We start from the raw sequence: 25,885 nt of genomic DNA on the forward strand, positions 1-25,885 counted from the left end.
AATGGGCAACGGGCGGGAAATCCCGTGTTGCGAAGCTGCCCGGAGACACAGAGCACGACACCGCAGCTCTCGCAGCGTCGCGAGCCGCCGCGCGGACCCGCAGCAGCACGCCCAAAGGATGAGGCCCGTGACCTTCAAGGCTGAGTACATCTGGATCGACGGCACCGAGCCGACCGCGAAGCTTCGTTCGAAGACGAAGATTCTGCCGGGCACGGGCGCCTCCCTGGAGGAGCTTCCCATCTGGGGCTTCGACGGATCCAGCACGAACCAGGCCAAGGGACACGCCTCGGACCGCGTCCTCAAGCCGGTCTTCGTCTGCCCCGACCCGATCCGCGGCGGCGACGACATCCTGGTGATGTGCGAGGTCCTGAACACGGACATGACGCCGCACGAGTCGAACACCCGCGCCGCGCTGGCCGAGGTCTACGCGAAGTACGCCGCGCAGGAGCCGATCTTCGGCATCGAGCAGGAGTACACCTTCTTCGACGGCGAGCGTCCGCTCGGCTTCCCGGTCGGCGGCTTCCCGGCCCCGCAGGGCGGCTACTACTGCGGTGTCGGCGCCGACGAGATCTTCGGCCGTGACGTCGTCGAGGCGCACCTGGAGAACTGCCTCACGGCGGGCCTGGGCATCTCCGGCATCAACGCCGAGGTCATGCCGGGTCAGTGGGAGTTCCAGGTCGGCCCGCTGGCGCCGCTGGAGGTCGCGGACCAGCTGTGGGTCGCCCGCTGGCTGCTCTACCGCACGGCCGAGGACTTCAAGGTCTCGGCGACGCTGGACCCGAAGCCGGTGAAGGGCGACTGGAACGGCGCGGGCGCGCACACCAACTTCTCCACGAAGGCGATGCGCGAGGGCTACGACGCGATCATCACCGCGTGCGAGTCCCTGGGCGAGGGCTCGAAGCCGCTCGACCACGTGAAGAGCTACGGCGCCGGCATCGACGACCGCCTGACCGGTCTGCACGAGACCGCCCCGTGGGACGAGTACTCCTACGGCGTCTCGGACCGCGGCGCCTCGGTCCGTATCCCGTGGCAGGTCGAGCAGGACCAGAAGGGCTACATCGAGGACCGTCGCCCGAACGCGAACGTGGACCCGTACGTGGTGACGCGTCTGCTGGTCGACACCTGCTGCGAGGCCCTGGAGAAGGCCGGCCAGGTCTGATCCGCACCCGCACGACGAAGGGCACCCGCCGGCAGGCGGGTGCCTTTCGCCTTCCGGGGCGGGGATTTCGGCCGGGAAGGGGGTCGTCGGGGAGCATTCCCTTCTGGTTGAATAGGGATATGGCCATCACGCAGAACGACGTCTCGACGGGTCGTCATGACCTCGAGCCGTTCTGGCCGTCCCGTCAGCACCACGACTTCGACCGGGTGTGTTGCCGCGCGAGGAACGCGTCGGCCCTCTAAAGCCCCCTGGCCTTCGGCCGACGCGCACGACGTACGAGACCTCTCCGTCCGTTTCTCCGCGCGAAAGAGCTGACCTCTCATGGCCCACACCCAGACCGCATCCCTCACGGCCGTCCGTCCCGGCCGTCACCGACTCCGTGCCGTCGACCCGGACGAGGTCGTCGACCTCTCCCGCGTCGCGGACTTCCTTCCGCCCGGCGCCACCCTGCTGCCCGCGCCCCCGCACGCGCTGCCGGTGCTGCCGGGGCGGCCGCCGATGGTCGGGTACCTCGTGCTCGTACCGGCCGACCCGCAGGCGCCGGAGCCGGCCGCGGCCGAGCCGGCGGGGCCGGTGACCATCGACAGCGCGCAGCGGATCGCGGTGGTGGACGGGCGGGCGATGGACCTGACGTACCTCGAGTTCGAGCTGCTCGCGCATCTCGTCGCCCATCCCCACCGGGTGCACACCCGGGACCAGTTGGTCACCACGGTGTGGGGGTACGGGCATGTCGGCGACGGCCGGACGGTGGACGTCCACGTGGCCCGGCTGCGCCGCAAGCTGGGCGCCGAGCACCGTCACACGATCCAGACCGTGCGGCGGGTCGGCTACAAGTACACCCCCTGATCAGGTTCCTCGTTCCTCGTTCCTAGTTCCTCGTTCCTAGTTCCTCCCGCAGCGGAACAGCTGTGCGATCGGCCGTCCCCCGGTGCAGAGTCGTGGTATGAGACTTCTGATCTTGGGTGGTACGGAGTTCGTGGGACGCGCCGTGGCCGAGGCGGCGGTCGCCCGCGGCTGGGAGGTGACGGTCTTCCACCGGGGGCGTCACGAGCCTCCGGCCGGTACGCGCACACTGATCGGCGACCGTGCGGCCGGGGCGCCGGAGGGGCTCGCCGCCCTCGCCGGCGGAGCGTGGGACGCCGTCGTCGACACGTGGTCGGCGGCGCCCTCGGCGGTGCGGGACGCGGCGCGGCTGCTCGCGGACCGGGTGGGCCGGTACGTCTATGTGTCGAGCCGTTCGGTGTACGCCTGGCCGCCGGCGGCCGGCCTCGACGAGGACGGTCCGCTGGTCGAGGGCGACCCGGACGCCGATGAGGTGCCGTACGCCGAGGCCAAGCGGGGCGGCGAGCTGGCCGCCCTCGACGCGTTCGGATCGGACCGGACGCTGTTCGTCCGCGCGGGCCTGATCATCGGCCCGTACGAGAACGTGGGCCGTCTGCCCTGGTGGCTGGGGCGGATCGCCCGGGGCGGCCCGGTCCTCGCGCCCGGCCCGCGGACGCTGCCGCTGCAGTACATCGACGTCCGCGACCTGGCCGAGTGGACGCTCGACGCGACCGAGGCCGGGCTCCGCGGCCCGTACAACCTGGTGTCGCCGCCGGGACACACGACCACGGGCGAACTCCTCGACGCCTGTGTGCGGGTGACCGGTTCGGACGCCGAACTGCGCTGGACGGCGCCGGAGACGATCCTCGCGGCCGGTGTCGAGCCCTGGTCCGATCTGCCGGTCTGGATCCCGCCGGGCGAGCTGTACGACGCCATGCACACCGCGGACGTCTCCAAGGCGCTCGGGGCGGGCCTGCGCTGCCGGCCGGCGGCGGAGACCGTCGCGGACACCTGGGCCTGGCTGGAATCGATCGGCGGGGCCGCGCCCCAGCGCCCCGACCGGCCGCCGCTGGGCCTCGCCCCTGAGCGGGAGGCGGCGCTTCTGTCCTCGGACTGACGCCCTCGGCTGAACGCCTCACGCGTCCCTTCCGTATAGAGCCCCATGGGACGCACACGAAAACGTTCGACGCGCGCGAAGCGCGTGGTGGCCGCCTCCGTCGCGCTCGTTCTGGGCGGGGGCGGACTCATCGCCGCCAATGTCTACGCCTCGGCCGGCGAGGGCTGGGGCCGCACCCCGGAGTCCGCCGACCGGATCTCCTACTCCACCATCGACTGTCCCGATGTCGCCGAGGAACTGGCCGAGGTCCCGGACCGCGCCCGCGGGGCGGTGGACCGCGAACTGGCCACCCTGGACAGCCAGATCACCGTCGCCTACCAGCGGTTCGCCGAGAACAGGGACCGCATCGCGGATGATCCCGCCTTCGCCGAGCAGCAGATCCTGACCCCGCTGCGGAACGAACGGCTCGACATCCTCCGGCGGATCGGTCTGCTCACCGACCGGCCGCCCTTGGAGAGCCTGGCGCCCTGCACCCTGCGCGCGGACGACGACGCCCCCGACGAGGGCGGCCGGGAGGACGGCGAGCCCGGCGAGGGCGAGGAGGGTGAGGAGGGCGGGCAGCAGGCCGGCGAGGGCGCGGGCAACGGGCCCGAGGACTCCGACTTCGTCGACATCCGTTCCGTACAGCCCAACGTGAAGACGCCCCGGCAGCGCTCGGGCGCCTCCCGCGGCACCTTCTCCACCGACTGCGGACGGAACGAGAACGGCCTGTTCAACCCGGACAACGTCATCGTCGCGCCGGGCGTGCGCAACGGCGCCCACCACATGCACGACTACGTCGGCAACCAGGCCAACGACGCCTTCGCCGGCGACGACGACCTCGCCCGGGGCCGGACCACCTGCCGCAACCAGGGCGACCGTTCCACGTACTACTGGCCCGTCCTGCGTCTCCAGAACGGGCAGGCCGAGAACGACGCGAAGGCCGACGGCGGCGGGAACGACCAGAACGTGGGCGAGATCCAGACACCGGCCGAGGTCACGCTGGACTTCGTCGGCAGTCCGGTCTCCAAGGTCACCGCGATGCCGCGCTTCCTGCGGATCATCACCGGCGACGCCAAGGCGTTCACCAACGGCGACGCCAACGCCAACGCCTCCTGGTCCTGCACCGGCTTCGAGGACCGTCAGCTGAAGGACAAGTACCCGATCTGCCCGGAGGGCAGCAAGGTGGTGCGGACCTTCCGGTTCCAGAGCTGCTGGGACGGGCGGAACATCGACAGCGCCAACCACCGCACCCACGTGGCCTTCGCGGATCCGGCCAGCGGCCGCTGCGGCAACGGCTTCCGTGCCATCCCGCAGCTCGTGCAGCGGATCGTCTACGACGTGCCTTCCGGCCCGGGGTTCGCCGTCGACTCCTTCCCCGAGCAGCTGCACAAGCCGGTCACCGACCACGGCGACTTCATCAACGTCTTCGACAAGCGGCTGATGAAGCGCCTGGTGAGCTGTATCAACGAGGGGCGCCGCTGCACCTAGCACCGGAGCCGGCCCCCCTCCCGGCCCCGGCCCCCCTACCGGCACCGGCACCGGCACCGGCTCCGGCTCCGGCTCCGGCTCAGTGCTGGTGTTTCGAGGGGTGCGCGGAAGGGTGCGACGAGGGGTGCGACGCGTGCGGCTCGGCGGTCTCGATCTGACCGCCGAGCCGTTCGCGTACGCGTGCCACCGTCCGGGCGTCGCCCGCCACGGTCCACTTCCTGCCGACGAGGTACGAACCGCCGTAGTCCTTGGCCTCGTTGATCCACTCGCGCTGGCCACGGTCGGTGGTGAAGGTGAGGAGGACGTACGCCCCGTCCTGGGTCGCGCACTTCGCCCGGCGCAGCTCGGCGGCGTCCGTCTGGACGTCCGGCTCGCACGCCGCCTTCTCGGCGATCTGCTCCAGGGTGCCGGTGGTCTCCTCGGGCGCGCTCTCCCCGCAGCCTGTCAGCAGCACGCTCGCGGTCAGGAAGGCCACCGTCGCTGTTCGCCGCGTACGCATCAACATTCGCTCATCCTGCCCTCCCGGCTCGGCGCTGCGTGGCCGAACGCCAGGAGTGGTGGAATCCGATCGATTACGGTTTGGTACGAAAAGGACCGATCCGGAGGAGTCGACGCCCATGCCCGCCATTCCCGCCGTCACCGTCGCCAACCTCCGGGACCTGGGCGGTCTGCCCCTCGGCGAGGGTCGCAGCGTCCGCCCCGGCCGGGCCTTCCGCTCGGGCCAGCTCGACCGGCTCGACCCCTCCGACGCGATCGTGACCGGCCTGGGCATCCGTACCGTCGTCGACTTCCGGACCGCGGCCGAGCGCGCGGACCGGCCCGACCACCTGCCGGACGGCGGGCGCCTGATCGTCGCGGACGTGCTCGCGGACCATCTGGCCACGAGCGGCCTGCCGCCCGCGGCCCGGCTGAAGACGCTGCTCACCAACCCGGTCCTTGCCGAGGAGGTGCTCGGCGGCGGGCGGGCGCAGGAGTCCTTCGCCCGGACCTACCGGGCCTTCGTCTCCACCGATTCCGCCCGCGCCGCCTACCGGGCCTTCCTCACCGAGCTGGGCGATCCGCACGCCGGCCCGCTGCTCTTCCACTGCACGGCGGGCAAGGACCGCACCGGGTGGGCGGCGACGATCGTGCTGTCGCTGCTCGGGGCCGACGACGACACGGTCATGGCGGAGTACCTGTCGGTCAACACGGCCGTACGGCAGGCGTTCGCGCCGATGATCGAGGGGTTCACGGCGCAGGGCGGCGACCCGGAGCTGGCACTGGCGCTGATCGGGGTCGTGCCCGGGTATCTGGCCGCGGCGCTCGACGAGGTGGCGGTCCGGCACGGCTCGATGGAGAAGTACGTCAGGGAGGGGCTGGGCGTCCCGGACGAGGTGACGGACGTGATCCGTGAACGGCTGACGGTGTACGCGGCCTGAGCCCCACCGCCCGGGGTGACCATCGGATCATTCGCTCGTTCTGCTGAATGTGAGCACCCAGGATCTCGCCCCCTCCCCCGCCGGTCCCGGTCCCGGTCCCGTCGACGTCGAGCAGGCCGAGGCCGCGCTCGTCGAGCACTACCCGCGGCTGGTCCGGATCGCGTATCTCGTCCTGCCGCCCTCCCTGGGCCGCAACCGGAGGGTGCTGACCGCCCACGCGCTCGTACAGCGGTCGCTGCCGCGCCGCAGGACGTCCGGGGCCGCTGCCCCGGGCTGCTCGGTTCGCGCCGAGGACGCGGTCGACCCCGGATACGCGTACGTGCGGGGCGAGGTGCTCCGGCAGGCGCTGATCGCCGGTCTGCCGCTGCGGCGGTGGGCGCTGCCGCGGCGGGCACAGTTCCCGCCGCTGCTGCCGCAGGTGTGGGGGCTGCGGCTGTTCCCGCGCGCCGGCGGTGCCGACGAACTCGCCCTCGACCAGCGGCTCTCCGCCCTCTCCGGGCCCGCCCGCGCGGCGTACGTGCTGCGCGGTCTGGAGCGGCAGGGGGATCCCGAGGTGCTGCGGGTGCTCACGGCAGCGGGCGTGGAGGATGCCCAGGCCGCCCTGGACGCGGCGGACGGCGTGGAGGCGGCGGGCGGAATCGGCACGGCCGCGCTGCTCGACTCGCCCGAGTTCGACCCGTGCTCGCTGCAGGCCCGGCCGACGGATCTGATGCGCCGCCGCCAGCACGGGAAGGCCGCGCTGGCCGCGGCGGCGGCCGTGGTGGTGTGCGGGACGCTGCTCGGGCTGCCCGGGGACGGCTGGGGGAGAAACGGTGCTGCGGCCCCCTCGTACGCGCGCAATCCGGCGGCCGAGGCGGCGCTCGACCCGGGGCGGCTGAAGCGGGTCCCCCCGGGGGTCTGGCAGCACTCCGCCCGTACGGACTTCTCGGTCTGGCCGGCCCGCGGGGCTCTGACCGGCGACCGGGCGCTGCTGCGGCGGGCGCTCGCGGTGTGGGCGCGGCCCGGCGGTTCGGTGCAGGCCTCCGCGACGCCCGGGACGCCGGTGGGGCCGCCGATGGGGCCGCCGCAGCTGCTGTACGCGGGCGAGGTCGACGGATCGCGGGTGGTGCTGTTCCACGACGGGCTGCGGGCGGTGCGGTATGCCGAGCCGGTCGGGGAGACGAGCGGGGCGGCGCTGGACTTCGCACGGACGGACGGGGCCGACGCCGTCGGCTCCTCGGCGCTCGTCGCCTCGCGCACCTCGGCCAATGTCCGCTATCTGACGGCACCTTGGGTACGGGAGACGGCGGTGCGGGACCTGTTGGCGCCGTCGAAGGAGCCCTGGTCGCTGGAGCGGAACGCGGACGGGCTGACCCGGGCGATGCTCAGCCCGGTGCAGGCGCCGGGGTGCGCGTCCTGGAACACGCTGCAGGTGCGGGACGGGACGGGGACGCGGCTGCTGACCGATCTGGGCGAGCTGGCGCCGGCCCGGCTGACCTCCGGGCCGCCGGCGGCACCGGTGGACCCGACGGGGGCGGAGGCGCGGGCGGGCTGGGCGCGGACGGCGTGCCAGCTCGTGGCGGTCCGTTCGCACGGGGTGCGGTCGGTGAACGCCTGGCGGTTCGCCGAACAGCGGCTGCCCGAGGGCGCGGGGCGGGCTGCCTGGCTGTGCACGCGGGCGGAGACCTGGCGGGGTACGGGGAGCAGGGTGCTGGCCCAGTTCCAGGTCCCGGCGCCGGACGCGGCGGCGGCGCTCGCGGCGAAGGCGGACGAGTCCCCGGCGTGCGGGGTGCGCGAGCCGCGGGTCCTCGCCGGGGTGCTCTGGCAGGCGAAGAGCGGCCAGTGGTACGTCCTGGCGGCGGGCAGCGATGACCTCGCCTCGCTGCGGACCTCGGGCGGTGTCGTCGGCCGGGCGCAGGGGCATCTGCTGGCGCTGAAGGCGAAGCCGGGGGCCCGGGCGGACCTCGACGGCACGCTGAGGAGCGGGGAGAGGGTGAGCGCACTGCGGTAGCGGCCGGGAGGCGCCGCGCCGTGGTGGGTGCGGCGCGATGCTCGGGAAAAAGCGCGTGCACGACTCTGTCGCCGACTCCTTACCTCTCAGTACATTGACGCCATGTCTAATACGAGGCCTGCACCGGTGGCGTCGGAGCACATCGAACTCAAGGCACGGAAGGTCTCCTTCGACTGGGAGGAGACCCCGCTCCACTGGGTTCCCGGCGACCCGTTCACCACCCACACCATCAACGTGCTGCACCTGCTGCTGCCGGCCGGCGAACGCTGGTTCGTGCACGTCTACAAGCAGGTACTCCCGTACATCACCGACGACCGGCTCCGCGCGGACGTCATCGGCTTCATCGGTCAGGAGGCCGTCCACTCCCAGGCCCACGACGACGTGCTCCCCCACCTCAAGCAGCTCGGCCTCGACCCCACGCCCTACACCGCCCAGGTCGACTGGTTCTTCGAGAAGCTGCTCGGGGACCGGACCCTGCCGCCGGGCAGGCCGCGCCGCTGGTGGCTGATGGAGCGGGTCGCCCTCATCGCCGCCATCGAGCACTACACCGCCTTCCTCGGCAACTGGGTCCTCAACGCCGAGGAGCTCGACCGCCGGGGCGCCGACCCCACCATGCTGGACCTGCTGCGCTGGCACGGCGCCGAGGAGGTCGAGCACCGCTCCGTCGCGTTCGAACTCTTCATGCACCTCGACGGCGGATACCGTCGCCGGGCCCGCACCTGGGCCACCGCCTTCACGGCACTGGTCTTCCTCTGGCAGCGCGGCACCCGCTTCTTCATGGAGAACGACCCCACGCTCATCGACGGAAAGGCGTCGGTCGGGCAGCTCGTCCGCAAGGGCAGGGAGGGTGTGCTGCCCTCCACCCCCGACCTGCTGCGGGCGGTCCCCCGCTACCTCCGCCGCTCCTACCACCCCTCCCAGGAGGGGGACACCGCCCAGGCCGTGGCCTACCTCGCCGCCTCCCCCGGCGCCAACGGAGGCCGCTGATGCCCCGGCCGATCACCCTCGCCCTGGTCGCCGGAGCCGCGCTCCTCGCCAAGCGCGCCGTGCGCCGCCGGATCAACGCCGCCCCGCTGTGGCCCCTGCCCGCCCTCGACGAACCGACGTCGGGCCGCGGCCGCCTCGCCACCGTCACCAGGAAAGTCCTCGTCACCGGGCGCACCACGCCCGCCGAGGGCGTGGTCCAGCTCCGCCTGGAGGGCACCGGCCTGCCCGCCTGGCAGCCCGGCGCCCACGTCGACCTGGTGCTGCCCTCCGGCCTGGTGCGGCAGTACTCGCTCTGCGGCGACCCGGCCGACCCCGACACGTACACGGTGGCGACGCGCCTGATCGAGGAGGCGCGGGGCGGCCGGGGCGGCTCCCGCGAGGTGCACGAACAGCTCCACGAGGGCACGGAGATCGAGATCCGCGGCCCCCGCAACCGCTTCCCGCTCGTCGACGCCCCGGCCTACGTCTTCGTCGCCGGCGGCATCGGCATCACACCCCTGCTGCCCATGCTGCGCGCCGCCGACCGGGCCGGCGCCGACTGGCGGCTGCTGTACGGCGGACGCAGCCGCGCCACCATGCCGTACCTCGACGAGATCGAGAAGCTGGGGGGCGACCGGGTGACGGTCGTCGCCGAGGACGAGTCGGGCCTCGTGGAGCTCGGCTTCCTCTCCGGGGTCCCCGAGGAGACGGCCGTGTACTGCTGCGGCCCGGACGGCCTGATGGACGCGGTGGCCGCCGCGATGCCCGAGGGACGGAGCCCGTATCTGGAGCGCTTCTCCCCCGCCGCCACGGCCGGCGGCGGCCCCTTCGAGGTCGAACTGCGGCGCAGCGGGCGTACGTTGACGGTGGCGGCCGACCAGTCGGTGCTCGCCGCGGTCCGCGCCGAGGTGCCGGGCGTCTCGTACTCCTGCGAGCAGGGGTTCTGCGGGACCTGTCAACAGCGGGTCCTGGAGGGCGAGATCGACCACCGGGACGAACTGCTCACCGACGCCGAGCGCACCGACTCCATGCTGATCTGCGTGTCGCGGTGCGCGGGCGAACGGCTGGTTCTGGACCTCTAGGGGGCGGCCCTGGGTGTATTGCCCTGTGAGGTCAGGGAAGGATCAGCCAGTCGAAGGCCAGTGCGGCGGCGAGTCCGCCCGCCAGGAGCCAGGTGCCCAGGCGGGTACGGCCGTTGCGGGAGAGTTCGATCACCACACCGCAGAGGATCATGGCCAGCCCGTACACGCCGACGACCAGCACGGACGTACGGCTGGCCAGTCTGATCGCCAGGACGGCCGCCATCGCGACCAGCAGGACGGCCGCGACCGCTATCCGCAGATGGCGTGCCTGCTTGGGCGTCATGCCCGTCGCCTCGCCCTCGGGGGCGACCGCCGGGGAGCCCTGAACCGCCGGGGAGTCCTGAACCGCCGGGGAGTCCTGATCAGAAGCGCTCATGTGGTGGGAGCGTAACGGACGCCCGTTAGGCTGTTCGCATGACGACCGGGGTACGCCGCAGGATGGGCGTCGAGGAGCGCAAGCAGCAGCTGATCGGGGTGGCCCTCGAGCTGTTCAGCCACCGCTCTCCCGACGAGGTCTCCATCGACGAGATCGCCGCGGCCGCGGGGATCTCGCGGCCGCTGGTCTACCACTACTTCCCCGGCAAGCAGAGCCTGTACGAGGCGGCGCTGCGGCGGGCCGCCGACGAGCTGGCCGCGCGGTTCGTGGAGCCGCCGCAGGGGCCGCTGGGGGCGCGGCTGCTGCGGGTGATGGGCAGGTTCTTCGACTTCGTGGAGGAGCACGGGCCGGGTTTCTCGGCGCTGATGCGCGGCGGGCCGGCGGTGGGGTCCTCCACCACGAACGCGATGATCGACGAGGTGCGGCAGGCCGCCTACGAGCAGATCCTGGCCCATCTGGAGGTGGCGAGCCCCTCGGCGCGGCTGGAACTGGTCGTCCGCTCCTGGGTGTCGCTGGCCGAGTCGACGGCGCTGCTCTGGCTGGACGGGCGGCGGGTGCCGCGCGGGGAGCTGGAGTTGCAGCTGGTGCACGACTTCGCGGCGCTGGCGGCCGTGAGCGCCGCGTACGACGAGGAGATGGCGGACGTCCTGATCCGGATCCTCGGTGACGAGCCGGCCGACGGCCCGTTCGGTGATCTGGTCGGCCGGCTTCTGGCGCTGGCGCCGCGGGTGCCGGCTCAGCCCTTGCGGTAGGACGCTTCGAGGTCACGGACCTCGACGGAGAGCCGTACGCCTTCCGTCGCCTTGAGGTGCTGCGGCAGCAGGTCGAGCACGGCCTGCGCGAGCCGCGCCTTGAGTTCGTCGGAGCGGCCGGACAGCAGGGCGATCTCGACGTGGACGACGACGTCGTCGGTCGAGCCGTCCCCGACGACCGTCTCCTCGACCTCGCGGAAGCGGGTCTTGCAGCTGTCGAGCTGCGTGTCGACCGTCTCCACGACGAGCGGGTGGAGGGCGAGCGCGAAGCCGCGCCGGTCGAGGGGGGCGGAGTAGTCCACGGTGATCTGCGGCATGGGGGGGCTCCCGGTCGAAAGGATGTCTGCCCACACCTTCACGGTGATCGCCATGACGGCACAAGTGACCTTCCGGCAGGCGGACGCCGGCGACCTCGGCCTCCTGGTCGGGTTGTTCGACGGGGCCGCGCGGTGGATGCTGCGCGGCGGGATCGACCAGTGGAAGCCCGGCGACAAGGGCGTGGAGCACTTCCGGACGCGGATCGCGGCGGGCGAGGTGTGGCTGGCGTCCGACCCAGGACGTGGAGGCGGAGAGGTCGGCCGGGTCGTCGGCGCGTACGAGCTGTGGTGGGAGGACGAGCAGGCCTGGGGGCCGCGGCCGCCGGTGGCTGGCTATGTCCACCGGCTGATGACGGACCGGGAGAGCGCCCCCGCCGGGACCGGTCGGGCGCTGCTCGCGCACGCGGAGGAGCGGATCGGCCTGCGGGGGCGGGCGGTGGCGCGGCTGGACTGTCTGTCGAGCAACCCGCGGCTGCGGACGTACTACGAGGCCGCGGGGTACACGGCCGTCGGCGAGGAGCCGGGAAAGCTCGCCGCCGACGGCACGCGTTATGGCGTCACGCTGCTGGAGAAGTCCGTCAGCGTGCGGTGAACACCGCCACCGTCCGGGCCGGGACCGTGAAGGTGCCCGAACCGGCCTCGTAGGAGGCGGACTTGACCGTGGCGTCCGTGCCCGCGGCCTGGACCGGGTGGAGGGTGTAGCCCTTTCCGGCCAGGGCGGTGACCCGCTGGGTCTGCCGCTGCGGGGTGGCGTTGAAGACCACGACCAGGTCGCCGAGGCGCATGGTGATCACGCCGGGGGTCTCGCCGGTGCCGGAGAGCGGGAAGGACAGGGCGTCCTGGACCTGCTCGGCGCTGGTGAGGGAGAAGACCGGCTCGGTGGTACGGATCTTCTGCAGGTCGCGGTAGGCGGCCGAGGCGCCGTCGATCTGCTCGCAGCCGACCGTCAGGGACGGGGCGGTGAGCAGCGGCTTTCCGTAGCCCCACTTGGCCTTGTTGTCGGCCGCCGGGGGCAGGCCGCGGCCGAAGCCGTTGCCGTCGCGGCAGTCCCAGTGGATCGCGTTGAACCAGTCGCCGCTGTCGTACGAGTTGCGGTCCAGAGACTTGGAGCGCAGCAGGTCCGAGCCCGCCTGGGAGAGCGCGGGGCCCTGGGAGAGCGTCGCGGTCGCCATGGCGAGGACCTGCATCCTGGCCCGGTCGGCGGCCGAGGTGGTCGCCGGGAGCTTGAAGGCGAGAGCGTCGTAGAGGGTCTCGTTGTCGTGGGCGTCGGCGTAGGCGAGGGCGTCGCCGGGGGCGGCGGCGTAGCCGGCCGGGGCGCCGTTGTAGTCGACCTGGGAGCCCTTGACCGTACGCCCGGAGGTGTCGGTGAAGGAGTACGCGGCCAGGTTGCCGGAGAGACCGACCTTGATCAGGTCCTGGTAGTGCAGGAGGCGGGCCTTCTGCTGCTCCGGGGTGCCGTTGGCGGTCGAGGGGTTGGGGTCGGTGAAGAGGCCGGAGGCGAAGCCCTGGACGCCGGGGTCCTCGTCGAAGGGGCCGCCGCCGCGGACGGCGTCACGGGCCCGGTCGGAGAAGGTGGCGATGCCGGTTCCGGCCATGTTCTTCTGGGTGGCCTGGACGAAGCGGGCGTCGTCGGCGATCTCGCCGAAGTTCCAGCCCTCGCCGTAGAGGACGATCGCCTTTCCGTCGACGCCGTCCTTGGCGACGGTGAGCGCGTCCAGGGCCTTGCGGACGGCGAGGATGTTCTCCTTCGGGTGGTGGCCCATGAGGTCGAAGCGGAAGCCGTCCACCTTGTACTGCTTGGCCCAGGTGACGATCGAGTCGACGACGAGCTTGCCCATCATGGCGTTCTCGGGCGCGGTGTTGGCACAGCAGGTGGAGGTGGCGACGGAGCCGTCGGCCTGGAGCCGCTGGTAGTAGCCGGGCACGATCTTGTCGAGGACGGACTTGTCGGCCTGTCCGGCGGCGACCGTGTGGTTGTAGACGACGTCCATGACGGTGCGCAGTCCCGCGCCGTTGAGGGAGGCGACCATCTGCCGGAACTCGACCGTGCGGCGGGTGCCTTCGGGGTCGGTGGCGTAGGAGCCCTCGGGCACCGTGTAGTGCAGCGGGTCGTAGCCCCAGTTGTAGGCGTCCTTGGCCGCGGCGGCGGCCACGCAGGCCTGCTGCTCCTCGGAGTCGGGGGCGTAGACCTTCAGGTCGCAGGCCGGGGTGGTCTGCTCGGACTTCTTCTCGGGGATGGTGCCGATGTCGAAGGCCGGCAGGAGGTGGACGTAGGAGGTGCCGGAGTCGGCGAGGGCCTTCAGGTGCCGGGAGCCCTTGCTGCTCGCGTCGGTGAAGGCGAGGTAGGTGCCCCGGTGGTCCGCGGGGGCGGTCGGGTCCGCGAGGGAGAAGTCGCGGATGTGCAGCTCCTGGATCTGCGCGTCCCGCAGCGGTACGGCGGCGGGCTTCTTCAGCGCGGTCCAGCCCTGGGGGGCGAGCTTCGGGTCGGCGAGGTCGACGACGAGGCTGTGGGTGGAGTCGGTGGTCAGGGCGGTGGCGTAGGGGTCGGTGACCTTGTTGGTGACGATCTGCCGGACGCTGGGCGCCCAGACCTTCACCACGTACCGGTACGGCTTGCCGGTCCACGCGCGGGTGCCGGTGACCGACCAGACGCCGGAGGTGGCGTCGCGGCGCATGGGGACGGTCCTGCCGTCGAGTTCGAGGGCGACGGACTGGGCGGTGGGGGCCCACAGGGAGAGGGTGGGGCGGCCGTCACGGAAGACCGGGCCGAGAAAGGCCGTGGTGGCCTTCGGCGCGTACAGGTCGTCGAGGACGCCGGCGAGCTGGACGCCGGTGGCGGTCAGGACGGCGCCGTTCGCCGCGTACTGGGCGGCGACGAGCTGACCCTTGAGGGCCTCGCGGATCCGGTCGCGGTCGCGCGGGTCGACGGTGAAGGCGCCGTACGTCTTCAGGTGCGGGAAGGCGGCCTTCTGCGCGGCGGTCAGCTCGGTCCGGGTCAGCCGCAGCACCTGGCGGTCGCCGGTGAGGGCGCCGTCCTCGACGGCGAGGGAGCCGTCGCGGGAGGAGAGCAGCACGCTGGAGGCGGCGGTGTCGTTGCCGTTCCAGGCGAGGGTGGTCTCGTCGATCCAGACGGCCTGGGCCTTGGTGAGGTCGAGCGCCGCGCCGCTGCCCTTGGGCTGCGGAAGGAGGTACTTCTCCTGGCCGCCGAGCATCCAGACCTCGTGGCCGACGGCCTTGAGGTCGAGGGACTGGTCGGTGGGGAGGTCCTTCTCGTCGCCCTTGTGGAGGATGTAGCTGAGCGAGGTCGCGCCGGGCGCGAGCGGGACTTCGTAGACGGCGCCGTAGGCGTCGGTGCGGACCGGCTCCAGCGGCTTGGTCCAGTCGGTCGGGTTCGCCGCGCCGGTCCAGGTGTGCAGGCCCCAGCCGGCGTGGTTCCCGTCGGCGCGCTGGTAGTGCAGGACGGCCTTGGTCGTGTCCTGCGGCGGGTAGGCGCCGGCGGGCGCGGTGTTGAGGACCTCGGGCTTGCCCTGCTCGATCCAGACCTCGCCGGTACGGGAGAGGTCGACGGCGCGGTCGGCGTCGGTGTCCTTGACGCCGTCCTTGTTCACGGCGATGAAGCCGACCGAGGAGGCGCCGGGCTTGAGCTTGACGTAGGCGAAGGCGCCGTACGCGTCACGGCCGGTGAAGGGCTTGCCCGCGGGCCAGGTGGTGCCTTCGCCGTCGGCGATGTCGCCCCAGGTGTAGAGGCCCCAGTCGTCGTAGTTCCCGTCCGCGCGCTTGTAGTGGACGATCGCGTGGTCGCGCTGGGTGGCGGTCGGCGGCTGCTCGACGGCCGGGGCGCCGCTGGTGGTCGCGGCGGTCGCGCTCGCGGTGCGGCCGGCGCTGTCGACGACGACGGCCTTGTAGCGCAGGGCGGTGCCGGCGGGGGCGGTGACCTTCTGGGTGACCTTGTACGGGGCGTGGTCGGCGGAGCCGAGGACCTGCCACTTTCCGTGGCCGGTCTGGGCGGCGAAGACGACGCGGTTCAGCTGCCCGCCGTCGACGTCGGCGGAGATCTCGACGGTGCCGGTGGCACCGGCCGCGGGCGCCTCGAGGGTGATCGTCGGCTGCGCGCCGGGCGTGGCGAGCGGCTGCGCGGCCTTGAGGACGAGGGAGCCGAGCGCCGGGACGGTGACCTTGATCTTCGTGTCGGCGCCGCTGGTGACCCGGGCGTCGCCGCCGTGGATCGCGGTGAAGGCGGTGCCCGCGGCGGAACCGGTCGGGATCTCGACGGTCTTCGCCTCGGTGGAGCTGTTGACGGCGACCACGTACTCGGCCGGCGCGGGCTTCGCACGGGAGTCGGTACGGGCGTCGGTACGGGCGTCGGTACGGGAGAAGGCGTAGACCGAGCCCTCGGCGTACCGCTGCTGCTGGACGCCGTCGCGTAGTGCGGGGTTCTTCCGCGTGAGCTCGGCGAGCGCGGCGATCTGCCGGTAGAGCGGGTGCGAGGTGTCGTAGGCGTCGTCCGCGTGGGTGCGGTCGGTGCCGATCCGGTCGTCGTCGAGGTAGTCGGCGGTCCGGGAGGCGAACAGGGTCTGGCGGGCGTCCTTGTCGCCGCCGGGGCCCGTGAAGCCCTGCTCGTCGCCGTAGTAGACGACGGGGTTGCCGCGGCTGAGGAACATCAGCTCGTTGGCGAGCCGGTAGCGCTGGAGCAGCTCGGCGTCGTCGGCCTTCGGGTTGTCCTGCTTGAGGAACGCCCCGAACCGGCCCATGTCGTGGTTGCCGAGGAAGGGCACCGATTCGTAGGCGTTGGCCTTGTCGGTGGTGTAGCGGTAGTCCTGGGCGAAGAGATTCGCCAGCTTGTCGGCGGAGCCCCCCTGGGAGGCGAAGGTGCGGGCCGCGTCCTGGAAGGGGAAGTCGAGGGTGGCGTCCAGGCGGCCCTCGGTCACGTACGGCGCGGTGATCGCCGGGTCGGCGGAGTAGACCTCGCCGAACATGAAGAAGTCGTCGCGGCCGTGCTTCGCGGCGTACTCGTCGAGGGCGGTGGCCCACTGGGTCCAGAACTCGGTGTTGACGTGCTTGACGGTGTCGATCCGGAAGCCGTCGATGTCGAAGTCGCGCACCCAGCGCTGGTAGATCTTCTCCATGCCCTCGACGACCTCGGGACGCTCGGTCCACAGGTCGTCCAGGCCGACGAAGTCGCCGTACTGGGAGGACTCTCCGGCGAAGGTGGAGTCGCCCCGGTTGTGGTACATCGTGGGGTCGTTGAGCCAGGAGGGGACCTTGAGGTTCTTCTTGTCCGCGGCGACGACAGGCGTGCGGGGGAAGGAGTCGTTGTCCGTGCCGGGGAAGCGGCGAGTGCCGGCAGCACCTCCGGCGTAGTCGGCGTCGTCGAAGGGGACGCCGTCCTTCGTCAGGTAGGGGAAGGCGCCCTTGGAGAGGTAGCCGTAGGACTTCTCCCGGTAGTCGACGACGTCGGCGGTGTGGTTGGTGATGACGTCGAAGAAGACCTTCATGCCCTTGGCGTGGGCCTGGTCGATCAGTTTCTCCAGGTCGGCGTTGGTGCCGAAGTGCGGGTCGACCTGGGTGAAGTCGGTGATCCAGTAGCCGTGGTAGCCGGCGCTCGCGTCCTTGCCGGTGCCCTGCACGGGCTGGTTCTTGAAGATCGGCGCCATCCAGATGGCGGTGGTGCCCAGGCCCTTGATGTAGTCGAGCTTCCGCGTGAGCCCCTTGAGGTCGCCGCCCTGGTAGAAGCCCTTGTCCGTGGGGTCGAAGCCGGTGTCGAGACGGGTGCCGGTGAGCCCGCCGCGGTCGTTGCGGGTGTCCCCGTTGGCGAACCGGTCGGGCAGGACGAAGTAGAACTGCTCCCGGGTGAGGTCGTGGCGCGCGGGCTGCGCGGCGAGTGCCTTGTCGGAGGGCGGGGGTGGCGGCGGGGGCGCGGCGACCGCGGGGAGGGCCGGCACGAGGGCCGCGCACAGGGCGGTGGCCACGGCGGCCGCCGTTCTCTTGCGTATCACGAGGGTTCTCCCTGGAGGTACGGGAAGGAGGGCCGCCCCCGGCGGGGGCGGCCCTGTGGTGGGGCTGTCAGGAGGTGCGGAAGGTGTCGTTCAGGACGACCTGGCCCGAGGCGGGGACCGTCGCGACGCGGTTCGCGCCCGACTCCCAGGTGACGTTGCCCGCGGCGTCCTTGCGGAGGTACTTGTACGCGAAGGACGTGCCCGCGGGCAGGGAGACGTCCAGCTTCCAGACCGGGTAGGCCGCGGGGTCGAGCTTGAGGGCCGAGGCCGGGGACCAGTTGCCGAGCTCCGCCCGGTCTCCGGTGACGTAGATGTTCTGGCCGACGGTGGTCGTGGCGTTGACGTTGAAGGAGGCGCCGCTGGTCGCGGGCGGCGGGGTCGTGCCGCCGCTGCCGCACGTCTTGGCGTTGACGTGCAGTGCCACCGCCGTGTTCGCGGCCAGCGTGGCCGTGAACTGGCCCGCCGAGTTCACCGTCACGCCGGTATTGCTCTGCACGTCGCAGTAGGTGCCGGCGGGCAGCGAGGTCTGGAAGGTACGGCTGAGGGACGAGCCCTCGTGGTTGATCGCCACGAACGCCTTGGCGCCGCGCCCGAAGGCGATCGCGTTGTTGCCGTTGTCCCACCAGTTGGTGACCGAGGTGCCCCGGGCGGCGTTGCGGAAGCCGACCATGGAGGCGATCTCGCGCCAGGCGTGCTGGCACTTCCAGCCGTCGCTGTAGCAGGCGTTCACCTGGCCGCCGTTGGGCGCGCCGGCGTCCTTGTCGGTCCACTCGTAGCCGGAGTGGACGTCCGGGGAGCCGTAGGGCCAGGCCAGCATGAAGACGCTCGCCAGGGTGTAGGTGGCGCCCGACTTGTAGTTGAGGGTGTCGCCGCCGCGCTCGGTGTCGTGGTTGTCGACGAAGACACCGGACTTGCCGGAGGACATGTAGCCCCAGGACTCGCCGAAGTTGCTCAGGTAGGAGAGCTTCTCCGAGCCGAAGATCCGCTTGAGGTCCCGTGCGTAGCGGAACTCCTGCACGTCCCCGTTGCCGAGGTACTCGCTGGGCGAGACGGCCTCGCCCGCGCCGAATATCGCCTCCTGCTTCCAGTAGACGCCCGGGTTGGTGAGCCGCGACTTGATGTTCGCGAGGTCGGCGGCCGGCATGTGCTTGGCCGCGTCGACGCGGAAGCCGTCGACGCCGAGCGTCAGCAGGTCGTTCATGTAGGCGGCGATCCGGCCGCGCACCCAGTCCTCGCCGGTGTCGAGGTCCGGGAGGCCGACGAGCTCGCAGTTCTGGACGTTGGCCCGGTCCTGGTAGTTCGAGATCGTGGCGCGGCAGTCGTCCATGTCGCCGCCCGAGTACAGGCCGGGGTAGTCGTACTTGGAGAAGGAGGTGCCGCCGGTGCCCGTACCGGAGGCGTTCGCCATGTGGTTGATGACGGTGTCGGCGACGACCTTCACGCCCGCCGCGTGGCAGGTGTCGACCATGCTCTTGAAGGCGGTGCGGTCGCCGAGGGGGCCGGCGATCTTGTAGCTGACGGGCTGGTAGGCGGTCCACCAGGCGGAGCCCTGGATACGTTCCTGGGGCGGCGAGACCTGGACGTAGCCGTACCCGGCGGGGCCGAGCTGCTCGGTGCAGGCCTTCGCCACGGAGGCGAACTTCCACTCGAACATCACCGCGGTGACGTCCTTCTCACCGGGCGGGGCGGCCTGCGCGGGGGCGGGTGCCGTGACGGCCACAGCGGCTCCCGCCACGACGGCGAGTGCAGCGGCCACGGTCTTTCTGGCCATGTTTCCTCCTGCTGAAGGGGAGGTGCGGGGGGGGGTGGTGCAGGGGCGGTGCGGGCGGTACGGCGGGCGATACGGACGGCGGTGCGGACGCCGCTTCGCAAGCCCTTGCTGCAAGACAGCAGCAACTATTTTCGGACGTGACCGTACGAGGGCCTCGCCGCCCGGTCAACCCCCTGGACACACTCGCGCCACATGCCGGAAATCATCCGGATTCCTCAACGCAAGCTCTTACGCAAGGAGTTGCAGTAGTGCTACGTTCAACCACGTCTCCGGGCCGGCCGGCCGAGGGTCCCGTCCCCCCGGGGACGGGCCTCACGCGCCCGGCCGGCCGGTCCGGTCAACGTCCCGGCTGAGCGGTGGACCCCCGTACCACCAACTCCGGCTGGAAGACGAACTCCGTGCGCTGCACCGGGTTCCCCTCGACCTCCTCGAGGAGCGCCCCGACCGCCGCCGTCGCCATCGCCTGCACCGGCTGGCGTACGGTCGTCAGCGGCGGGTCCGTGAACGCGATCAGCGGCGAGTCGTCGAAGCCGACCACCGACACGTCGTCGGGCACGTCGAGGCCACGGGCGCGTACGGCGCGGATCGCGCCGAGCGCCATGAGGTCGGAGCCGCAGACGATTCCCGTGCACCCCTGGTCGAGGAGGATGTCGGCCGCCGCGTGGCCGCCCTCGACGCCGAACAGGGTGGGGCGGACGTACCGTTCGGCTTCCGCACGCTCCATGCCCAGCAGGTGGTGGAGCTCGGCCGCGAAGCCCTCGGCCTTGCGCCGCGAGGGCACGTACCGGGTGGGGCCGATCGCGAGTCCGATCCGCTCGTGGCCCAGCTCGACCAGGTGCCGTACGGCCATCCGCGCCGCCGCCCGGTCGTCGGGCGAGACGAAGTTGGCGTCGACGCGCTCGTTGAAGCCGTTGATGAGGACGAACGGGACGCCCCGCGCGGCAAGACGGACATAGCGCGACGGGTCGGCGGTGGCGTCCGCGTGCAGTCCGGAGAGGAAGACGATGCCGGTGACCCCGCGCTCCTCCAGCTGCTCGACCAGCTCGTCCTCGGTGGCGCCGCCGGGCATCTGGGTGCAGAGGACCGGGGTGTAGCCGTGTCCGGCCAGGACCTGCTCGATGACCTGGGCGAACGCCGGGAAGATGGGGTTGGTCAGCTCGGGCACGACCAGGCCGACCAGGCCCGCGCTGCGCCGCTTCAGCCGTACCGGACGCTCGTAGCCGAGCACGTCGAGCGCGGCCAGCACCCTGTGCCGGGTCGCGCCGGCCACGCCCGCCTTGCCGTTGAGGACACGGCTGACGGTGGCCTCGCTGACCCCCGACTGGGCCGCGATGTCCGCGAGCCGCGGGGCGCCGTTCCCGGCGCCCCGCGGCAGGGGGATCGTCACACCGCCCACCAGACGGTGGTGTCGGCGGGCAGCTCCACCACCCCGTCCGCCGGGGAGAGCCCCACCGGCTCGTTGGCAAGCAGGAACCGGCCGGGCAGCGGGACGGAGATGGCCCGGCCGGTGGTGTTGGCGGTGCAGACGAAGCCGTCGCGGCGGAAGGAGAGGACGCCCTCGGGCGCCTCCATCCACTCGATCTCTTCGCCCGCACCGAGCCCGGGCTGTTCGCGGCGCACCGCGAGCGCGCTGCGGTACAGCTCCAGGGTGGAGCCGGGGTCCCCGGCCTGCGCCTCGACGCTGAGCCCGCCCCACGTGGCGGGCTGCGGCAGCCAGCTGCCGCCACTGCCGAAGCCGTACGAGGAGCCCTCGACGGTCCACGGGATGGGGACGCGGCAGCCGTCGCGGAAGCCGTCCTGGCCGGTGGCCCGGAAGAACGACGGGTCCTGGCGGACCTCGTCGGGCAGGTCGGTGACGTCCGGCAGGCCGAGCTCCTCACCCTGGTAGACGTAGGCCGAGCCGGGCAGCGCCAGCATCAGCAGGGTCGCGGCCCGCGCCCGGCGCAGGCCGAGGGCGCGGTCGCCGGGCTCGCGCAGCTGGGTGCCGAGGCCCGCCGGATTGGCGAAGCGGGTCGCGTGCCGGGTCACGTCGTGGTTGGAGAGCACCCAGGTGGTGGGGGCGCCGACCGGGCGCATCGCGGCGAGCGAGGCGTCGATCACCCGGCGCAGCTCCACGGCGTCCCAATGGGTGCCCAGGTACTGGAAGTTGAACGCCTGGTGCATCTCGTCGGGGCGCACGTAGTGGGCGGTGCGCTCGACGGTCGGGGTCCAGGCCTCGGCGACGAGGACGCGCTCTCCGTCGTACTCGGAGAGCACCTGGCGCCAGGAGCGGTATATCTCGTGGACGCCGTCCTGGTCGAAGAAGGGCATGACGTCGTTGCCGAGCAGCTTCAGCTGGTCGTGGGCGCCGATGTCCGGGAGCCCCTCGGCCTTGACCAGGCCGTGGGCGACGTCGACCCGGAAGCCGTCGACGCCCATGTCGAGCCAGAAGCGCAGGATGGAGCGGAACTCGTCGCGTACGGCGGGGTGTTCCCAGTTGAAGTCGGGCTGCTCAGGTGCGAAGAGGTGCAGGTACCACTCCCCCGGGGTGCCGTCCGGCTCGGTGACCCGCGTCCAGGCGGGGCCGCCGAAGATGGACTCCCAGTCGTTGGGGGGCAGTTCGCCGTTCTCGCCCTTGCCGGTACGGAAGTGGTAGCGCTCGCGCAGGGGCGAGCCGGGGCCCTCGCGCAGCGCGCGCTGGAACCACTCGTGCTGGTCGGAGGAGTGGTTGGGGACCAGGTCGACGATGATCCGCAGGCCCAGCTCGTGCGCCTCGCGAATCAGCGCGTCGGCGTCGAGGAGGGAGCCGAACATCGGGTCGATGGCCCGGTAGTCGGCGACGTCGTAGCCTGCGTCGGCCTGCGGGGAGGCGTAGAAGGGAGAGAGCCAGACGGCGTCGACGCCGAGCTCCTTCAGGTACGGCAGCCGGCTGCGGATGCCGTCCAGGTCGCCCATGCCGTCGCCGTTACCGTCGGCGAAGCTGCGCGGGTAGACCTGGTAGATCACCGCGTCTCTCCACCAGCCCGTGTGCGTGCCGGTGGTCGGGGCGGCGGCGGGGGCAGCGAGGTGCTGGGTCATGACTTCCCTGGGAGGTATGGGGTGGGAGCGGCGCGGCTCCGTCGGCCGACAGGGGACGGAGCCGGGCGCCGTTCTTCGTATACGTGCGAGTGGGGGGCTCAGCCCTTGACGGCGCCGGCGGACATGCCGGTCACCAGGTGCCGCTGGGCGAAGAGGAACACCAGCGCGGCCGGGATGGCGATGAGTACGGAGGCCGCGGACATCGGACCCCACTGGGCGCCGTACTGGTTGACGAACTTCTGCAGGCCGCCCGCGAGGGTGAGGTTCTCGTCCCCGACCATGAACGCGGAGGCGTAGGCGACCTCGCCCCAGGCGGTGATGAAGGAGTAGAACGCCGTCACCGCGATGCCGGGCTTGGCCAGCGGCAGGATCAGCCGCCAGAAGGTGCCGAACGGGTTGAGGCCGTCGACCTGGCCCGATTCGTCGATCTCGCGCGGGATGGTGTCGAAGAAGCCCTTCATCATCCAGGCGCAGAACGGCACGGCGATGGTGAGGTACGTGATGACCAGACCGGCCGACCTGTTCAGCAGGCCGAGCGACGACATGATGTTGTAGATCGGCACGATCAGGACGGCGACCGGGAACATCTGGGTGATCAGCAGCGTCCACATCAGTCCGCGCTTGCCGGGGAAGCGGAAGCGGCTGACGGCGTAGCCGGTGGTGGAGGCGATGAAGACGCCGAGGAGCGTGGTGAGGCCCGCGATGAGCAGCGAGTTGCCGAACCAGGTGAGGAACTCGGTGTTCTCCAGCAGGTCGGTGTAGTTCGCGAGCGTCGTCTCCCTGAAGAAGTCGGTGGTGATCGCGTACTTCGCCGGCTTGAGCGAGGTGAGCAGGACCCACAGCACCGGGAAGACGGCGATCACGGAGGCGACGATCAGGGTGAGGTGCAGCCCGATCGAGGCGAGCGGCGAACGGCGGCCGCGGATCGGCGCGCGGGTGGCGGTGGTCTGTGCGGTGGTCACCAGACTTCTCCCTGCTTGCGGAGGACTCGCCGGTAGATCGCGGCGAAGGCCATCAGGAGGACCAGGATCAGCACGCCCCAGGTGGACGACTGGGCGAAGTCACGGGGGCTGATCTCGAAGGAGAACTTGTACGCCTGGGTGACCAGGATCTGGGTGGCCTCGCCGGGTCCGCCCCGGGTGAGCAGGAAGATCACCGGGAACATGTTGAAGGTCCAGATGGTGCTCAGCAGGATCACGGTGGTGGAGACCGAGCGCAGGCCGGGCAGGGTGATGTGGCGGAAGCGCTGCCAGGCGTTCGCGCCGTCCATCTCGGCGGCCTCGTAGAGCTCACCGGGGATGGACTGCAGTCCGCCGAGGAGGGCGACCATCATGAACGGGATGCCGAGCCAGACGTTGACGGCGATGACCGAGAACTTCGCCCAGGTCGGGTCGTTGAGCCACGGCACGGCGTCGATGCCGCCGCCCGCCAGGATCTGGTTGAGCAGGCCGTTGTCCTGGTTGTAGAGGAAGCGCCAGGCGAAGACGGAGACGAAGCCGGGCACGGCCCAGGGCAGGATCAGCAGCATCCGGTAGACGGAGCGGCCGGCGATCCTGCGGTTGAGGATGTTGGCGAGAGCCAGGCCGAGAGCGAAGGTGACGGAGACACAGGAGATCGTCCACACCAGCGTCCAGCCGAGGGTGGAGAGGAACTGGGTCCCGGTGAGCGCGTCGACGTAGTTGTCCAGCCCGACGAACTCGTACGTCGCGGGGATCTGGTTGACGCCGATGCTCCGTGCGACGTTGCGCTCGTTCGCGTCGGTGAGCGAGAGGTAGATCCCGCGGACCAGGGGATAGCCGATGATCACGCCGATCACGACCACCACCGGAGCGACCATCGCCCACGCGTACCAGTGGGTGGAGAGGGAACGGCGGGTTCGCCCCACGGAGGTGCCAGTTCCGCGGCTCCGGCCGCGGGCGACGTCGTCGCCCGCGGCCTTCGCCACCGACTGGCTGCTGGTGTCCACAGCCATCAGCCGGCCTGCCTTCCTTGTTACTTCCAGTCCTTCAGGAGCTTGCGGTAGGCGTCACCCGTGGCCTTGGCTCCCTTGTCCGGAGTGGTCTGACCGGTGAGGACCTTGGTGTACTCGGTGACCAGCGGGGCGAAGAGGCTGCCGGTCTCGGGAATCCAGGGGCGCTCGACGGCCTTGTCGACGACCGGCTTGAAGAAGCCGATCATCTCGTTGCTCGCGACCTCGGGCTTGATGTACACGGACTCGCGGGTCGGCAGCAGGCTCAGCTCGGTGGCGATCTTGCCCTGCGTCTCGGCGGAGGTCATGTACTCGGCGAAGGCGTAGGAGGCGGGCAGGTTCTTGGAGCCCGCGTAGACGGCGAGGTTGTGACCGCCCTGCGGGGCGCCCTGACCGGCGGAACCGGCGGGGACCGGCGCGATGCCGAGGTTCGCCTTGTCGGTGAACTCCTTGCCGGCGTAGGTGTCGGCGACGGCCCACGGGCCGTTGATCATCATGGCGACCTTGCCTTCCTTGAAGGCGGTCTGCATGTTGTTCCAGCCGTCCGTGGCGTCGGTCTTGGCGGCGCCGGAGTCGACCAGGTCCTTGACGGTGGTCAGGGCCTTCACACCGGCGGCGTTGTCGACGGTGACCGTCTTGGAGTCGGCGTTGACCAGGTCGCCGCCCTCGCCGTAGAGGAAGGAGAGGAACCAGTACGCGTCGTCGCCGCGCAGGTAGAGACCGGTCTTGCCGGTCTTCTCCTTGATCTTGGCGGAGACGGTCTTCAGCTCGGCGATGGTCTTGGGGACCTCGACACCGGCCTCCTTGAAGATCTTCTTGTTGTAGAAGATGCCCATGGAGTCGATGACCTGCGGCACGGCGTAGGTCTTGCCGTTGTACTTCGTGGAGGCGGCGGCCTGCTTGAGGAAGTCGCCCTCGTTCTTCAGCGCCGCGGTGCCGTCGAGCGGCGCCAGGTAGCCGAGGTCCGCGAACTCGGGGGTCCAGGCGACCTCGGAGCGGATGACGTCGGGGGCGCCGGAGCCGGACTGGGCGGCGTTCTTGAACTTGTTCTGCGCCTCACCGAACGGCACGTTCACGTACTTGACGGTGACCTTCGGGTGCTTCTTGGTGAAGTCCTCGGCGACCTTCTTGAAGACCTTGTCCTCGGAACCGACGGTGGAGGTGTCCCACCAGGTGACGGTGCCGGACAGCTCGCCCGAGCCGTTCGTACCGCCGGCGTTGCCGTCGTCACTTCCGCACGCCGCCAGGGTCACGCCCAGGGCCGCGACCAGCGCGGTGGCCGCTATGCCACGCCGCATGTGAACTCCTTCAGAACGATCCCGGGTGAACGAGGGGGAAGACCTTCCTCATGCGACCGCTCCCTCGCGGCGCGCCGGGTTGCCAGGAACGTAACAGGGTTGAAAACGCGCCGAAAGAGCTTGCGGGAAATTTCTGCAAGGACCGGGGATCGTTACATCCGCGTGTCCCGAAGGTTGCCGAGGAGTCGCTTGACAGTGGGAAAGGAGGCGGTCTTGCGGCGGCCGGGACAGGCTGCAAGCCTTTGCGTCATCACTTGCAGGACCGTTTCATGACCGGCCTGACCTCGTTGTCAGTACGACGACCAGCACCCGGAACATGCGAGAG

Annotated in this window: 20 protein-coding genes; 10 read left to right on the forward strand and 10 right to left on the reverse strand. The window is 71.3% G+C overall.

Features of this window, described 5'->3' with window-relative positions:
* Window positions 1–127 precede the first annotated feature (127 nt).
* The 4 genes from glnII (at window position 128) to J7E93_RS15365 (ending at window position 4,568) form a co-directional block, all read left to right on the forward strand.
* Window positions 128–1,159, forward strand: a complete 1,032-nt coding sequence (gene glnII, locus J7E93_RS15350) for a glutamine synthetase (RefSeq protein ID WP_215069631.1) — start codon at window positions 128–130, stop codon at window positions 1,157–1,159.
* A gap of 321 nt (window positions 1,160–1,480) precedes the next feature.
* Entirely contained in the window at window positions 1,481–2,005 is a 525-nt protein-coding gene (locus J7E93_RS15355; protein WP_215069633.1) for a winged helix-turn-helix domain-containing protein, read from the forward strand.
* A gap of 97 nt (window positions 2,006–2,102) precedes the next feature.
* Window positions 2,103–3,098: an NAD-dependent epimerase/dehydratase family protein gene (locus J7E93_RS15360; protein ID WP_215069635.1), complete on the forward strand. Its 996-nt coding sequence runs from the start codon at window positions 2,103–2,105 to the stop codon at window positions 3,096–3,098.
* Between the two features lie 45 nt (window positions 3,099–3,143).
* On the forward strand, window positions 3,144–4,568 hold the full coding sequence (locus J7E93_RS15365) for a DUF1996 domain-containing protein (RefSeq protein WP_215069637.1): 1,425 nt from the start codon (window positions 3,144–3,146) through the stop codon (window positions 4,566–4,568).
* A gap of 79 nt (window positions 4,569–4,647) precedes the next feature.
* Here J7E93_RS15365 and J7E93_RS15370 read toward each other — a convergent pair whose 3' ends face one another.
* Window positions 4,648–5,067 (reverse strand): hypothetical protein, encoded by a 420-nt coding sequence (locus tag J7E93_RS15370; protein ID WP_251066591.1) that lies wholly within the window; start codon window positions 5,065–5,067, stop codon window positions 4,648–4,650.
* 118 nt (window positions 5,068–5,185) lie between these two features.
* Between J7E93_RS15370 and J7E93_RS15375 the strand changes: the two genes are divergently transcribed.
* The 4 genes from J7E93_RS15375 (at window position 5,186) to J7E93_RS15390 (ending at window position 10,024) form a co-directional block, all read left to right on the forward strand.
* Complete coding sequence (locus J7E93_RS15375) at window positions 5,186–5,986, forward strand: tyrosine-protein phosphatase (protein ID WP_215069640.1); 801 nt, start codon at window positions 5,186–5,188, stop codon at window positions 5,984–5,986.
* A 49-nt stretch (window positions 5,987–6,035) separates the two neighbouring features.
* Window positions 6,036–7,976 (forward strand): hypothetical protein, encoded by a 1,941-nt coding sequence (locus J7E93_RS15380; RefSeq protein ID WP_215069641.1) that lies wholly within the window; start codon window positions 6,036–6,038, stop codon window positions 7,974–7,976.
* A gap of 102 nt (window positions 7,977–8,078) precedes the next feature.
* Window positions 8,079–8,963: a metal-dependent hydrolase gene (locus J7E93_RS15385; protein ID WP_215069643.1), complete on the forward strand. Its 885-nt coding sequence runs from the start codon at window positions 8,079–8,081 to the stop codon at window positions 8,961–8,963.
* The gene (locus J7E93_RS15390; protein ID WP_215069644.1) at window positions 8,963–10,024 is read left to right on the forward strand and encodes a PDR/VanB family oxidoreductase; all 1,062 of its coding nucleotides are present in this window, start codon (window positions 8,963–8,965) and stop codon (window positions 10,022–10,024) included. Before J7E93_RS15385 ends, J7E93_RS15390 begins: the two co-directional genes overlap by 1 nt.
* 31 nt (window positions 10,025–10,055) lie before the next feature.
* Here the strand turns inward: J7E93_RS15390 and J7E93_RS15395 are convergent, their stop codons facing one another.
* A complete protein-coding gene (locus J7E93_RS15395; RefSeq protein ID WP_215069646.1) occupies window positions 10,056–10,400 on the reverse strand; it encodes a hypothetical protein in 345 nt (114 codons plus the stop codon).
* Between the two features lie 38 nt (window positions 10,401–10,438).
* Here J7E93_RS15395 and J7E93_RS15400 point away from each other — a divergent pair, with 38 nt between their 5' ends.
* A complete protein-coding gene (locus J7E93_RS15400; RefSeq protein WP_215069648.1) occupies window positions 10,439–11,152 on the forward strand; it encodes a TetR/AcrR family transcriptional regulator in 714 nt (237 codons plus the stop codon).
* On the opposite strand, the gene J7E93_RS15405 is transcribed toward J7E93_RS15400, so the two are convergent.
* On the reverse strand, window positions 11,137–11,469 hold the full coding sequence (locus J7E93_RS15405) for a 5-carboxymethyl-2-hydroxymuconate Delta-isomerase (RefSeq protein ID WP_215069650.1): 333 nt from the start codon (window positions 11,467–11,469) through the stop codon (window positions 11,137–11,139). The two genes, J7E93_RS15400 and J7E93_RS15405, sit on opposite strands and share 16 nt — an antisense overlap.
* A 52-nt stretch (window positions 11,470–11,521) precedes the next feature.
* Between J7E93_RS15405 and J7E93_RS15410 the strand changes: the two genes are divergently transcribed.
* A complete protein-coding gene (locus J7E93_RS15410) occupies window positions 11,522–12,061 on the forward strand; it encodes an N-acetyltransferase (protein ID WP_215069652.1) in 540 nt (179 codons plus the stop codon).
* On the opposite strand, the gene pulA is transcribed toward J7E93_RS15410, so the two are convergent.
* The 7 genes from pulA to J7E93_RS15445 form a co-directional block, all read right to left on the reverse strand.
* Entirely contained in the window at window positions 12,048–17,465 is a 5,418-nt protein-coding gene (gene pulA / locus J7E93_RS15415) for a pullulanase-type alpha-1,6-glucosidase (protein ID WP_215069658.1), read from the reverse strand. The genes J7E93_RS15410 and pulA overlap by 14 nt on opposite strands.
* A gap of 67 nt (window positions 17,466–17,532) precedes the next feature.
* Entirely contained in the window at window positions 17,533–19,236 is a 1,704-nt protein-coding gene (locus J7E93_RS15420) for a carbohydrate-binding module family 20 domain-containing protein (protein ID WP_215069660.1), read from the reverse strand.
* Window positions 19,237–19,573: 337 nt separating this feature from the next.
* The gene (locus J7E93_RS15425; RefSeq protein ID WP_215069662.1) at window positions 19,574–20,632 is read right to left on the reverse strand and encodes a LacI family DNA-binding transcriptional regulator; all 1,059 of its coding nucleotides are present in this window, start codon (window positions 20,630–20,632) and stop codon (window positions 19,574–19,576) included.
* Window positions 20,620–22,293, reverse strand: a complete 1,674-nt coding sequence (locus tag J7E93_RS15430; RefSeq protein ID WP_215069664.1) for a glycoside hydrolase family 13 protein — start codon at window positions 22,291–22,293, stop codon at window positions 20,620–20,622. Before J7E93_RS15430 ends, J7E93_RS15425 begins: the two co-directional genes overlap by 13 nt.
* A 98-nt stretch (window positions 22,294–22,391) precedes the next feature.
* The gene (locus J7E93_RS15435; protein WP_215069683.1) at window positions 22,392–23,258 is read right to left on the reverse strand and encodes a sugar ABC transporter permease; all 867 of its coding nucleotides are present in this window, start codon (window positions 23,256–23,258) and stop codon (window positions 22,392–22,394) included.
* Window positions 23,252–24,265, reverse strand: coding sequence for a carbohydrate ABC transporter permease (locus J7E93_RS15440; protein ID WP_215069666.1), 1,014 nt, complete (start codon window positions 24,263–24,265; stop codon window positions 23,252–23,254). Before J7E93_RS15440 ends, J7E93_RS15435 begins: the two co-directional genes overlap by 7 nt.
* Before the next feature lie 20 nt (window positions 24,266–24,285).
* The gene (locus tag J7E93_RS15445) at window positions 24,286–25,560 is read right to left on the reverse strand and encodes an extracellular solute-binding protein (protein ID WP_215069668.1); all 1,275 of its coding nucleotides are present in this window, start codon (window positions 25,558–25,560) and stop codon (window positions 24,286–24,288) included.
* Between the last annotated feature and the right edge of the window lie 325 nt (window positions 25,561–25,885).

This window comes from Streptomyces sp. ISL-36 (genome assembly GCF_018614205.1).
GTDB lineage: Bacteria > Actinomycetota > Actinomycetes > Streptomycetales > Streptomycetaceae > Streptomyces.

Excerpts from the sequence above, each read along its gene's own strand:
- J7E93_RS15370 (WP_251066591.1), bottom strand. The coding sequence starts at position 5,067 with ATGCGTACGCGGCGAACAGCGACGGTGGCCTTCCTGACCGCGAGCGTG.
- J7E93_RS15430 (WP_215069664.1), bottom strand. The coding sequence starts at position 22,293 with ATGACCCAGCACCTCGCTGCCCCCGCCGCCGCCCCGACCACCGGCACG.
- J7E93_RS15365 (WP_215069637.1), top strand. The coding sequence starts at position 3,144 with ATGGGACGCACACGAAAACGTTCGACGCGCGCGAAGCGCGTGGTGGCC.
- J7E93_RS15375 (WP_215069640.1), top strand. The coding sequence starts at position 5,186 with ATGCCCGCCATTCCCGCCGTCACCGTCGCCAACCTCCGGGACCTGGGC.
- J7E93_RS15395 (WP_215069646.1), bottom strand. The coding sequence starts at position 10,400 with ATGAGCGCTTCTGATCAGGACTCCCCGGCGGTTCAGGACTCCCCGGCG.
- J7E93_RS15445 (WP_215069668.1), bottom strand. The coding sequence starts at position 25,560 with ATGCGGCGTGGCATAGCGGCCACCGCGCTGGTCGCGGCCCTGGGCGTG.
- J7E93_RS15355 (WP_215069633.1), top strand. The coding sequence starts at position 1,481 with ATGGCCCACACCCAGACCGCATCCCTCACGGCCGTCCGTCCCGGCCGT.
- J7E93_RS15400 (WP_215069648.1), top strand. The coding sequence starts at position 10,439 with ATGACGACCGGGGTACGCCGCAGGATGGGCGTCGAGGAGCGCAAGCAG.
- J7E93_RS15420 (WP_215069660.1), bottom strand. The coding sequence starts at position 19,236 with ATGGCCAGAAAGACCGTGGCCGCTGCACTCGCCGTCGTGGCGGGAGCC.
- J7E93_RS15390 (WP_215069644.1), top strand. The coding sequence starts at position 8,963 with ATGCCCCGGCCGATCACCCTCGCCCTGGTCGCCGGAGCCGCGCTCCTC.
- J7E93_RS15360 (WP_215069635.1), top strand. The coding sequence starts at position 2,103 with ATGAGACTTCTGATCTTGGGTGGTACGGAGTTCGTGGGACGCGCCGTG.
- J7E93_RS15385 (WP_215069643.1), top strand. The coding sequence starts at position 8,079 with ATGTCTAATACGAGGCCTGCACCGGTGGCGTCGGAGCACATCGAACTC.
- J7E93_RS15440 (WP_215069666.1), bottom strand. The coding sequence starts at position 24,265 with ATGGCTGTGGACACCAGCAGCCAGTCGGTGGCGAAGGCCGCGGGCGAC.
- J7E93_RS15405 (WP_215069650.1), bottom strand. The coding sequence starts at position 11,469 with ATGCCGCAGATCACCGTGGACTACTCCGCCCCCCTCGACCGGCGCGGC.
- J7E93_RS15410 (WP_215069652.1), top strand. The coding sequence starts at position 11,522 with ATGACGGCACAAGTGACCTTCCGGCAGGCGGACGCCGGCGACCTCGGC.